At 69.3% G+C, this 11,449-nt stretch carries 11 protein-coding genes; 8 read left to right on the forward strand and 3 right to left on the reverse strand.

Features of this window, described 5'->3' with window-relative positions; translation table 11 throughout:
- The first annotated feature begins 6 nt into the window (after positions 1 to 6).
- The 6 genes from OHA18_RS31615 (at position 7) to OHA18_RS31640 (ending at position 7,019) form a co-directional block, all read left to right on the forward strand.
- Positions 7 to 1,263 (forward strand): MFS transporter, encoded by a 1,257-nt coding sequence (locus OHA18_RS31615; protein ID WP_328998987.1) that lies wholly within the window; start codon positions 7 to 9, stop codon positions 1,261 to 1,263.
- A 50-nt stretch (positions 1,264 to 1,313) separates the two neighbouring features.
- Entirely contained in the window at positions 1,314 to 2,138 is an 825-nt protein-coding gene (locus tag OHA18_RS31620) for a GNAT family N-acetyltransferase (protein WP_328998988.1), read from the forward strand.
- A gap of 94 nt (positions 2,139 to 2,232) precedes the next feature.
- A complete protein-coding gene (locus OHA18_RS31625) occupies positions 2,233 to 3,285 on the forward strand; it encodes a M14 family zinc carboxypeptidase (protein ID WP_328998989.1) in 1,053 nt (350 codons plus the stop codon).
- Between the two features lie 24 nt (positions 3,286 to 3,309).
- Positions 3,310 to 3,684: a DoxX family protein gene (locus OHA18_RS31630; RefSeq protein ID WP_328998990.1), complete on the forward strand. Its 375-nt coding sequence runs from the start codon at positions 3,310 to 3,312 to the stop codon at positions 3,682 to 3,684.
- Between the two features lie 101 nt (positions 3,685 to 3,785).
- The gene (locus OHA18_RS31635; RefSeq protein ID WP_328998991.1) at positions 3,786 to 5,549 is read left to right on the forward strand and encodes a proline--tRNA ligase; all 1,764 of its coding nucleotides are present in this window, start codon (positions 3,786 to 3,788) and stop codon (positions 5,547 to 5,549) included.
- A gap of 141 nt (positions 5,550 to 5,690) precedes the next feature.
- A complete protein-coding gene (locus tag OHA18_RS31640) occupies positions 5,691 to 7,019 on the forward strand; it encodes an FAD-binding oxidoreductase (RefSeq protein ID WP_328998992.1) in 1,329 nt (442 codons plus the stop codon).
- On the opposite strand, the gene OHA18_RS31645 is transcribed toward OHA18_RS31640, so the two are convergent.
- Both OHA18_RS31645 and OHA18_RS31650 read right to left on the reverse strand, forming a co-directional pair.
- A complete protein-coding gene (locus tag OHA18_RS31645) occupies positions 7,016 to 8,242 on the reverse strand; it encodes an RNA polymerase sigma factor (RefSeq protein ID WP_328998993.1) in 1,227 nt (408 codons plus the stop codon). The genes OHA18_RS31640 and OHA18_RS31645 overlap by 4 nt on opposite strands.
- A complete protein-coding gene (locus OHA18_RS31650) occupies positions 8,239 to 8,646 on the reverse strand; it encodes a YciI family protein (RefSeq protein WP_328998994.1) in 408 nt (135 codons plus the stop codon). Before OHA18_RS31650 ends, OHA18_RS31645 begins: the two co-directional genes overlap by 4 nt.
- 105 nt (positions 8,647 to 8,751) lie before the next feature.
- Between OHA18_RS31650 and OHA18_RS31655 the strand changes: the two genes are divergently transcribed.
- Positions 8,752 to 9,531, forward strand: a complete 780-nt coding sequence (locus tag OHA18_RS31655; protein ID WP_328998995.1) for a sulfite exporter TauE/SafE family protein — start codon at positions 8,752 to 8,754, stop codon at positions 9,529 to 9,531.
- A 10-nt stretch (positions 9,532 to 9,541) separates the two neighbouring features.
- A complete protein-coding gene (locus tag OHA18_RS31660; protein WP_328998996.1) occupies positions 9,542 to 10,300 on the forward strand; it encodes a class I SAM-dependent methyltransferase in 759 nt (252 codons plus the stop codon).
- On the opposite strand, the gene OHA18_RS31665 is transcribed toward OHA18_RS31660, so the two are convergent.
- Positions 10,284 to 11,396, reverse strand: coding sequence for a cytochrome P450 (locus tag OHA18_RS31665; RefSeq protein WP_328998997.1), 1,113 nt, complete (start codon positions 11,394 to 11,396; stop codon positions 10,284 to 10,286). The two genes, OHA18_RS31660 and OHA18_RS31665, sit on opposite strands and share 17 nt — an antisense overlap.
- Positions 11,397 to 11,449 lie beyond the last annotated feature (53 nt).

The raw sequence follows: 11,449 nt of genomic DNA on the forward strand, positions 1-11,449 counted from the left end.
GCGGCCATGACGACAGTGATGCCCGGGCGGCTGCGCGACGATCCGGACTTCCGGCGGTACTGGCTGGCCCGCGCGCTGTCGATCACCGGGTCGATGGTCACCGCGATCGCGCTCCCGGTGCTCGTGTACCGGCTCAGCGGTTCGACCGTCCTGACCGCGGTGGTGACAGCGCTCGAGTCAGCGCCGTACCTGCTGGCCGGCCTGTTCGCCGGTGCGCTCGCGGACCGCTGGAACCGGCGGCGGACGATGGTCACCGCGGACTGCGTGAACGCCGTACTCGTCGGGTCGGTGCCAGTCGCGCATCTGCTCGGGGTGCTGACTGTCGCGCAGGTGCTAGTGGTCGCGTTCACGGTGCAGGCCGTCTACACGTTCTTCGACGGCGCGAACTTCGGTGCACTGCCGGTCCTGGTCGGCCGGGCGCGGGTGGCGCAGGCCAACTCCGCGGTCTGGACGGCGTCGAGCCTGATCGAGTTGTTCGTCCCGCCGTTGACCGGTCTGACCCTCGCCGTACTCGATCCGGCCAGTCTGCTCACGCTGGACGCGCTCAGCTTCGCGGCGTCCGCGTTCGCCGTCCGCGGGATCGTGCGCGCGATGTCGGAGTCGCGCGAGGGTCAGCCGCCGCTGCGGCCGCGGGTAGTACTGACCGACATCGGTGACGGCCTGCGGTATCTCATCGGGCATGCCGGTGTGCGGACGATGACGATCGTCGGCAGCGTGCAGTCGTTCGCCGGCGGTGGATTCATGGCGCTGATCGTGGTCTGGTGCGACCGCGTCCTTCACGTCGGTACGTCGGGACTCCGGTTCGGACTGGTCTGGGGAACGTGGGGGATCGGCGGACTGATCGCAGCGCTCAGTCTGCCGCGGTTGCTGAAGCGGATGCCGCCCGCGGCGATCACGCTGTACGCACTGCCGGTCTCGGCGCTCCTAGGCGTGCTGTCCCCGCTATCGCCTAACTGGGTGATCGCAGCGCTGGCATTGCTCGTCTGGGGTTCGGCGTACGTGCTGGTGATCGTCAACGCGATCTCGTACCGCCAGCAGGTGACGCCCGAGAAGCTGCTCGGCCGAGTCAACACAGCGGGCCGGATGCTGTCCTGGGGCGTCGGGTGGACGCTGGGCTCCGTGCTCGGCGGTGTGCTCGGCAACGCCTTCGGACCGCGGACCGGGATGGTGCTGATGGGACTGTGCGGGGGCGTCGGCGTCGTCTTCGCCTGGACCTCACCGCTGCGCCGGATCGCGGCCGGTCAGGACAGCCAGGCGGTCTGACCGCGGACCTGTTTTGTACGTGCGGGGCGATCATCCGCTAGGTTCTGCGCGTGGGCGTACGGGTTCTCGGTCCTCGCGACCTCGCGGCGGCGCGCGCGGTCATCGGCCGCGATCCAGTGGTGAACGTGTTCGTCGACAGTCTCGTGCAGGCGTCCGGACTCGACCCGCGGCGCGGCGCCGAGGTCTGGGGGTACGTCGAGAAGGGTGCGCTCGAGGCGCTGTGTCACGCCGGCGGAAACATGGTGCCGGTCGGCGCGGACGACGCGGCGCTGCGGGCGTTCGCGGCGTACGCGATGCGACGGGGGCGGAACTGCTTCCAGATCCTCGGCCAGGCCCGCGCTGTCGACCAGCTGTGGAGCATCCTCGAGCCGCACTGGGGTCCGGCCCGCGAGGTGCGCGACGACCAGCCGTTCATGGTGATCGAGGGGTCGCCGCTGATCGCGCCGGATCCGCTGGTCCGCGCGGTCGAGCCGGTGGAGCTGCCGATCCTGTACCCGGCCTGCGTGGCAATGTACACCGAGGAGGTCGGCGTACCGCCGCAGACCGGACCGGACGGGACGTTCTACCGGTCGCGGGTGGCGGAGCTGATCCGGGTCGGGCGTGCGTTCGCGCGGATCGAGGACGGCCGGGTCGTGTTCAAGGCCGAGGTCGGATCGGTCGGGTCGGGCGTGTGCCAGATCCAGGGCGTGTGGGTCGACCCGGAGTACCGCGGTCGTGGGCTCGCGGCGCCCGGGATGGCGGCCGTGGTCGAGTTGGCCCGGCAGATCGCGCCGGTGGTGACGCTGTACGTCAACGCGTTCAACCTGCCGGCGCGGGCGGCGTACGAGCGCGTCGGCTTCCGGACCATCGAGACGTTCGCGACGATTCTGTTCTGATACTGCTCACTGTCCGTGATCCGGCGATTGCCGGTCGTCGGGTTGGCTGGTCGGCATGCGAAGGATTGCGGTTCTTCTCTGCACCCTTGCCCTGATGTTCATGTCCTCGACGGCGTACTCGTCGGTCGAAGCGACGTACTACGGCGGGTATCACACCACCGCGGGACATGAGCAGCACAATGCCGCTGTCGCCGCGGCGCACCCGGACCTGGTGAAGCTCTACGACATCGGCGATTCGTGGAAGAAGGTGAAGGGGCAGGGCGGGCACGACATCCAGGCTTTGTGCATCACCAAGCTCGCGGCCGGCGACTGCGCGTTGAGCAGCACCGGGAAGAAGCCCAGGTTCGTCCTGCACGCGCAGATCCATGCGCGCGAGCTGGCGACCGGCGAGATCGCCTACCGATGGATCGATCTGCTCGTCTCGTCGTACGGCGTCGATCCCGAGATCACCGCCTTGCTGGACTCTCGAGAGCTGTGGGTGGTGCCGATCGCGAACCCGGACGGAGTGGACGTGGTCGCATCGAACCCGACGCGCCCGCTCCTGCAGCGGAAGAACGTCGACGACAGTGCCGGCGGCTGCCTGGCGTCCTATCCCGGCGTCGACCTGAATCGGAACTCGTCGTTCCAGTGGGACGTGAACCAGGGCGGTCCGTGCGACGAGACCTACCCGGGCGCGAAGGCGTCGTCCGAGCCGGAGACCGTAGCGATCCAGGGTTTCCTGGACAGGATCTTTCCCGACACGAAGGGTGCTTTGGACGACCCGGCCGCCGCGAGTACGACCGGCGTCTTCGTGACGCTGCACAGCTACGGCGACGACATCCTGGCCCCGTGGGGCTACACCGGTACGGCCGCGCCGGACCGGGACGCGTTGGTGGCCCTAGGCAACAAGATGGGTGGGTTCACGGGCTATCCGGTGTTCACCGGGGACGGCGGGATCGGGTACTTCACGCCGGGCTCGACCACCGACTGGTTGTACGGGACGCGCGGCGTGCCGTCGTACACCTTCGAGATCGGGCCGAAGACCGGTTGGTGCGCCGGGTTCCTGCCGGCGTACTCGTGTGTTGCGTCGACGTTCTGGCCGTTGGTCGAACCAGCGTTGGTCTATGCCGCTCAGGCCGCCGCTGCGCCGTACGGGCACCTGCCGTGATTACCGTCGGGTAAGCTCCGGCGCATGTCGCGGAGCAAGACCACCACCGGCCTGGCCGTGCTGTTCGGCGTGCTCGGATCGCTGCATTTCCTGAAGCCGGAACCGTTCGAGCAGATCGTGCCGAAGGTGCTGCCGCGGAAGAAGGAGCTCGTCTACGCCTCGGGTGTGGCGGAGCTCGCCTGCGCGGCCGGCCTGCTGCACCCGCGCACGCGCCGGTTGGCGGGTCTGGCGAGCGCCGGCCTACTGGTGGCGGTCTTCCCGGCGAACGTGCAGATGGCGGCCGACCTGCAGAAGAAGGGATCGCCGACGGCCCGCGCGCTCGCGTACGCGCGGTTGCCGCTGCAGGTCCCGTTGATCCGCTGGGCGCTGAAGGCCGCGCGTGAGGGCCGGTCAGGATGAGTCCGGTGTGTGCCTGTGGATAACGTGGTGAGAGCATGTCCGCCAGGCGGATATTCTCTGTGACGTCCTGATTTCTACTTTTGCATCGCTTGGAGACTCCCGTGATTTTGCGTATGTCGTCGCTGTTCCTCCGCACGCTTCGCGAGGACCCGGCGGACGCGGAGGTCCCGAGCCACAAGCTGCTCGTCCGCGCCGGGTACATCCGGCGGGCCGCACCCGGCATCTACACCTGGCTGCCGCTGGGGTTGCGGGTGCTGCGCAACGTCGAGCGGATCGTGCGCGAGGAGATGGACGCGATCGGCGCGCAGGAGCTGGTGTTCCCGGCGCTGCTGCCGCGCGAGCCCTACGAGGCCACCGGCCGCTGGACGGAGTACGGGCCGAACATCTTCCGGCTGAAGGACCGCAAGGGCGCCGACATGCTGCTCGGTCCGACGCACGAGGAGATGTTCACGCTGGTCGTGAAGGACCTCTACTCGTCGTACAAGGACCTTCCGCTGTCGATCTACCAGATCCAGAACAAGTACCGCGACGAGTCGCGGCCGCGGGCCGGCGTGCTGCGCGGGCGCGAGTTCGTGATGAAGGACTCGTACTCCTTCGACATCGACGACGACGGCCTCGCCGCGTCGTACGAGAAGCATCGCGAGGCGTACATCAAGATCTTCGACCGGCTCGGCTTCGACTACGTGATCGTCAAGGCGATGTCCGGTGCGATGGGCGGTTCGCGGTCCGAGGAGTTCCTCGCGATCGCGGAGAACGGTGAGGACACTTTCGTCCGCTCCCCGGGTGGGTACGCCGCCAACGTCGAGGCGGTCGTGGTGCCGCAGGCCGCGGCGATCGACGCGTCCGGCGTGCCGGCCGCCGAGGTCGTGGACACGCCGGACACACCCACGATCGACACGCTCGTCGACGCTCTGAACGCGAAGCACGCACGAACCGACGGCCGCGACTGGACGGCCGCGGACACGTTGAAGAACGTGCTCGTGATGCTCGTGCACCCGGACGGGACGCGTGAGCCGCTGGCGATCGGTGTGCCGGGCGACCGGGCGATCGACGAGAAGCGGCTCGGCGCGCAGGTCGAGCCGGCCGAGGTCGCGGCCTTCGAGGAGGCCGACTTCGAGAAGCACCCGTCGCTGGCGAAGGGCTACATCGGCCCCGGCGTGCTGGGCAAGGAGAATTCGTCCGGCATCCGCTACCTGCTCGACCCGCGGGTCGCCGAGGGTTCGGCGTGGGTGACGGGTGCGGACAAGTCCGGCTTCCACGTCGTCAACCTGGTGCACGGGCGCGACTTCACCGCGGACGGGACGATCCAGGCCGCCGAGGTGCGCGACGGCGACGAGGCGCCGGACGGTTCGGGTCCGCTGGCGGCGGCGCGCGGGATCGAGATGGGCCACATCTTCCAGCTCGGCCGCAATTACGCCGACGCGCTCGACCTGAAGGTGCTCGACCAGAACGGCAAGCTCGTCACGGTCACCATGGGCTCGTACGGCGTCGGCGTCACCCGTGCGGTGGCGGCGATCGCCGAAGGCAACCACGACGAGCTCGGTCTGGTCTGGCCGCGGGAGATCGCGCCGGCCGACGTACACCTCGTTGCCACCGGCAAGGATTCCGAGGTCTTCGAGAAGGCGGCCGAGATCGCCGCGGAGCTGGAGTCGCGCGGCCTCAGCGTCATCTACGACGACCGCGAGAAGGTCTCCCCGGGCGTGAAGTTCAAGGACGCCGAGCTGATCGGCGTGCCGACGATCGCCGTGGTCGGCAAGGGCCTCGTCGACGGCGCCATCGAGGTCAAGGACCGCCGCAGCAACACCCGCACCGACATCCCGGTGGCCGACGTGGTGGACCACCTGGTCACCACCGTCCGCAGCTGATCGTCGTCCGGCCGGCCCCGTTCCCGTCAGGGAGCGGGGCCGGTTTCGTACTTTCTTCGGCCGAGCATGTCGAGGAATGCCGGTCGGCTCCGATCCCGGGGGTGAGACGCCGAGGGGGCGTCTGGGATGTGAGGAGTGACGATGACGGAATCAGTGGTGGTTGGCCGGGGGATCGACGGGCTTCGGGAGGTCGTGGTCGGCGAGGTGATCGCCGACGGCGACGCGGGGTACGCCGACGCCCGGCGGGTGGTGTCGGTCGAGGGGCGGCCGCAGGTTGTGGTGCGGTGCGCCGGGGCGGCCGATGTGGTGGCTGCATTGAGGTACGCCGAGGCGCAGCAGCTGCCCGTCGCGGTACGGAGCGGTGGGCATCACGCGGCCGGATTCGGCACGAACGACGGTGGCGTGGTGATCGACGTACGGCCGATGGATGAGGTCAGGGTGCTGCCGGACGATGTCGTCCGGGTCGGCGCCGGAGCGACCTGGGGCGAGGTGGCGGCGCGACTCGCGAAGCTCGGCCTCGCGATCTCGTCGGGCGACACGGCGAGCGTCGGCGTTGGCGGGTTGATGGCCGGTGGCGGCGTCGGCTGGATGGTTCGCAAGCACGGGCTGGCGATCGACAACGTGATGTCGGCCGAGGTGGTCACAGCGGACGGTTCGGTACGCCGGGTCGACGCCGCCAACGAACCGGAGTTGTTCTGGGGCCTGCGCGGTGCCGCGGGCAGCCTCGGCGTGGTCACGTCGTACGACGTCGCCGCCGTACGGCAGCCGACCGTGCACTTCGGCACCCTGCTGTACCCGTGGACCCAAGCGGAGCAGGTGCTCAACGGCTGGGCGGAGTACGCCGCGACTGCGCCCGAGAGCCTCACGTCGTCGCTGCAGCTCGCACCGACGATGATGGCCGACCGTCAGGTCCCGGTCGCCGTGATGGTGTGTGTCGCCGGAGACCCCGCGGTCCTGGAGCCGCTGCGCAACCTCGGCACGTTGCTGACCGACAAGGTCACCGAGGTGCCGTACGCCGAAGTGTTGTCGGAGATGTCGATGCCGGCGGACTGGCAGCCGCGGATCCGCAACGGCCTCTTCGACATGTGGTGGCCCGACCTCACGGGCAGGCTGCTCGAGGCACGCCAGCAGATGCCGGCGATGGCGATGGAGATCCGGGCACTCGGCGGCGCGTTCGGTGCGATGCCGGGGGACGCGACCGCGTTCGCGCACCGCGATGCACAGTTCATGGTCAACTCGGTGCTGATGGGGACGGTCGAAGCCCAGGGGTCGCAGCCGGAGGAGTTCGACGCCTTCTGGCAGACCCTGCGGCCGAACGGCGCCTACGTGAACTTCCTGTCCGACCCGACCGACGCGGACCTCGACCTGTGCTACCCGGCATCACACCGCGCCCGGCTCGCCGCGCTCAAGCAGTCGGTCGACCCGGGACACGTGTTCCGCAGCGCGATCAGCGTGCCGCCGCGGGCCTAGACGAGATGGGCGATGCGGTCGCGGAGGTAGTTCTGTTCGGCCGTGTTCCGGGTGCGCTCCAGAGCCGCGAGGTAGTTGGAGCGGGCCTGGTCCGGCCGGCCGGCCAGCTCGTGCAGGTGGGCGAGAACCGACAGGCGGCGATGGTGCTCGCCGAGGTACCGGTCGTCGGCCAGCCCTTCGACGATCGCGATGCCGGCCTCTGGGCCGTCGGTCATCGCGACGGCGACGGCAGCGCCGAGTGTCACCATCGGACTCGGGTCGACCTTCTCGAGGATCCGGTAGAGGCCGGCGATCTGTTCCCAGTCGGTGGTCTCGACCGAGTCGGCCTCGCTGTGCACCGCCGCGATCGCCGCCTCCAGCTGGTACGGGCCGACGGCGCCGGAGCGCAGCGTCTCCTCGACGAGGCGGGTACCTTCGGCGATCTCGTCGGCGTACCAGCGGGACCGGTCCTGCCGGTCGGCCGGGATCAGGTTGCCGCCAGGCCCGGTCCGCGCGTCCCGGCGGGCGTGGGTGAGGATCATCAACGCCAGCAGGCCGGTCACCTCGCCCGACTCGCCGGTGGCCTGATGCAGCAACCGGGTGATGCGGAGCGCTTCCGCGGCCAGGTCCACCCGCTGCAGTGCCTCACCCGCGCTGGCGGTGTGCCCTTCGTTGAAGATCAGGTAGAGAACCTGCAGTACGGCGCGCAGCCGCGCGTCGTACTCCTGAGCCGTCGGCAGCTCGAACCGCGCGTCCTTGATCAGCCGCTTCGCCCGGCTGATGCGCTGGGCGACCGTGGTCTCGCTGACGAGCAGTGCGGCCGCCACCTCGGCGGTCGTGAGACCGCCGACCGAGCGCAGCGTCAGGGCGATCTGTGAAGCCGGAGTCAGCGCCGGGTGGCAGCACAGCACCAGCAGCCGGACCGTGTCGTCGGCGTCCTCGTGGTACTCGTCCGGGTCGTACTGATCGGCCGGCGCACGCAGGAAGTCGTTCAGCTCGCGTTGCCGGCGCGCGTTGTCGCGCCGCCAGCCGTCCATCATCCGGCGGGACGCGACGCTGATCAGCCACCCGATCGGCTGCTCCGGTACGCCGTTCGCGCCCCACTGCACGAACGCGTCGACCAGCGCCTCCTGGACCGCGTCCTCGCACTGGTCGAACGCGTCGTACCGCCGGACCAGTGCCGCCAATGCCCGCGGCGCCGCCGCCCGAATCGCCGCCTCGAGCTCGGACACCGCATCGGTCACGGTTCGCCGGCCCCCGTGAAGTCGTCGAGCTGGCCGAGGAAGTCGTCCTGGTCGAGGCGGATCTCGCGGAACTCGACGCGCCGGAACTCCACCAGCGGGATCCGCGCCGCGATCTCCAGCGCCCGCTCGACCGACGCGCACTGCAGCACCATCGCGCCGGCCAGGAACTCCTTCGTCTCCAGCAGCGGACGGTCCGAGATCACCGGCGTACCGGCGACCAGCTGGATGTCCTTCTCCTCGCCCGGATCGTTGAGCGCGAGAACCGACACCAGCTCCCCGGTCGTCAGCAGCTCCCGGGCGGTCGCGGCGATCTGCTGGGGACCGCCGGACATCTCGACCAGCTCCTGCTCGGTGTACTTCTCGAGTGCCTCGGCGTTGTTGTGGATCAGCAGTAGGAACTTCACCCCACCATTCTGGCGGATCGGGTGTCATACCTCTCATTCAGCGGTGTAAAGGTTGAGTCGTACTACGCCCTTACCTGATCATCGGGTCCGTGAGGACGTGCCGCGGTGCCTGATATTTCGTTGTGGACGTTGCTGTTCCTGGTGATCGCCGCGTTCGCGGCCGGCTGGATCGACGCCGTGGTCGGTGGCGGGGGACTGCTGCAGCTGCCCGCGATGCTGCTCGGCCTGCCGAACGCCTCGCCGGCGCAGATCCTGTCGACCAACAAGATCTCGTCGCTGTGCGGTACGACGACCAGCGCGGTCACGTTCGGTGTCAAAGTGCGCCCCGACAAGAAGACCGTCCTGCCGCTGGCGCTCCTCGCCGGACTCGGCGCCGCGACCGGGGCGCTGGTGGCGACGAAGATCCCGATGTCGTGGTTCAAGCCGATCGTGCTGGTGCTGCTGGTCGTGGTCGCGATCTACACCGCGATGAAGCCGTCCCTCGGTGCGCGGACCGCGTTGCGGTTCGACGGTCGCGACCACTACCTCGCGGCGAGCGGGGTCGGCGTACTGATCGGGTTCTACGACGGCGCGGTCGGGCCGGGGACGGGATCCTTCCTGATCTTCGCGCTGGTCGGCCTGCTCGGGTACAACTTCCTGCAGGCCAGCGCGAAGGCGAAGATCGCCAACGTCGCCACCAACCTGGGCGCGATCCTCGTCTTCGCACTCCACGGCGCACCGCTGTGGGGTCTCGGCCTGATCATGGGCGCGGCCAACATGCTCGGCGGTCTGCTCGGCGCCAGGACGGCCGTCGCCCGCGGCAGCCGCTTCGTCCGCGTGATCTTCCTGGTCGTGGTCTCCGCGCTCATCCTGCGGCTCGCGTACGACGTCTTCCTCGGAGGATAAGCTCTGGAGCATGGTCGATTACAACGGTCGGATGGGCAGTGTGTATGTCGCGGGCCGGGGGATGCCGCCGGCCGAAGTGCGTCGCTGGACCGCGGCGTTCGGCACCTACCTCCCCGAGCGGCGTCCGCTGGACGTGCTCGATCTCGGGAGCGGGACCGGGCGGCTCAGCCCCGGTCTGGCCGCGGAGTTCCAGGGCCAGGTGTACGGCGTGGAGCCGTCGGACCGGATGCGTGCGAGTGCCGAACAGGCGCCGCATCCGGGCGTGACCTATCTGCCGGGCAGCGCCGAGGAGATTCCGTTGCCTGAGGCATCGGTTGACGCGGTGCTGATGTTCCTGTCGTTCCATCACTTCCCGGACCAGTTGCAGGGGCTGCGCGAGGTCCGCCGGGTCCTGCGGCCCGGGGGAGTGGCGTTGCTGCGCAGCCAGTTCTCGGACGTGATGCCGGACCTGTTCTGGTACGAGTACTTCCCGTCCGCGCGCGAGGTCGATGCGGCGATGTACATCTCGGTCGCGGAGGCGAAGGCGCTCGCGACGGAAGCAGGACTGGCGCCGGCCGAGGACGTCGTACGGATCACTGCCGAGGAGCCGCGGACTCTGCGCGAGAGCTACCAGCGGCTCAGTCTGCGGGCGATGTCGACGTTCGAGCGCCTGCCGGCCGACGAGCTCGAGCCCGGGTTCGAGCGGTTCGCGGCTACTGCCGAGCGCGGTCCGGATCGGCTGATGCCGGTCTACTCGGCGACGATGCTGGTCCTCACGCGTCCCAGCTGACCCGCAGGGCCGACGGCTTGCGGAAGACCAGTCCGCGCGGCGGTGGCGAGTCCGCGGCCAGGCGGAGGCCGGGGAGGCGGAGTACGGCTTCCAGGGCGGTGAGGGTCTCCAGGCGGGTCAGGTGCATGCCGAGGCAGATGTGCGGTCCGCTGGCGAAGGCGAGATGGCGGCGCGCGTTCGCCCGCCGTACGTCGTACTCGTCGGGCGACTCGAACACCTCGGGATCACGGCCGGCGCCGGCGAGCGAGACGGTGACCATATCGCCGCCGCGGATCTGGGTGCCGGCGAGCTCGACGTCACGGGTCGCGTAGCGGTCGACGACGGCGGCGGCCGGTTCGAGGCGGAGTGACTCCTCCATCGCGTTGGGCAGGAGGGACGGGTCGGCCAGGACGAGATCGAGTTGGTCGCGGTTGGTCAGCAGGTGCCAGAGGGCGTTGGTGATCATGCCTTCGGTGGTCTCGATACCGCCGAACATGAGTACGGCGGCATTGGCGACGACCTCGTCCACGCCGAGCCCGGCATGCGCGGCCGCGGCGATCAGCGAGTCCGACGAGTCGATGCCGGCAGCAACATGTTTGTGCAGCTCGGCGAACGCCGCGCCGCCCTCGACGGTGACCGGCCGGCCGGCCGAGACCCCGGTCACGGAGTCGGAGATCGCGGTGTACCACTCGAGCACCGTCGAGGCCGACGCCGGCGGCAGGCCGAGCGACAACGCAACCACCGCGACGGACAGAGGTCCGGCGAGCGCCGTGCGGAGATCAGCAGGTTGCTCGAGAGCCGCCATCAGGTCGTCGACGGTTTGCTGGACCGGTTCCGTGAAGCGGCGGCGCGTTTCAGCAAGGGTGAAGGGTGACTCGAAGGGGTCGCGGTGGGCTTTGTGCGGACCGCCGTCGAGGGACAGCATCGACGGGCCGACCACCTGAGCGGTCGAGAACCGCGGATCGTCGACCGTGAACGTGTCCGGATCCCGCAGGACGGTCAGCGCGAGCGCGCGGGACGTGACGACCCAGCTGTTCAGCGCCTCGATCCACCCGATCGGCCGCACCAGCGCGAGGGTCGGATGCGGATCGGCCTCGAGTTCTTCGACAGTCACCACCGGACCAGCGTAATGATAAGACCACTAACCACGCTGGTATTGCTGAGACAGAT

The organism is Kribbella sp. NBC_00709 (assembly GCF_036226565.1).
In the GTDB taxonomy this organism is placed as follows: domain Bacteria; phylum Actinomycetota; class Actinomycetes; order Propionibacteriales; family Kribbellaceae; genus Kribbella.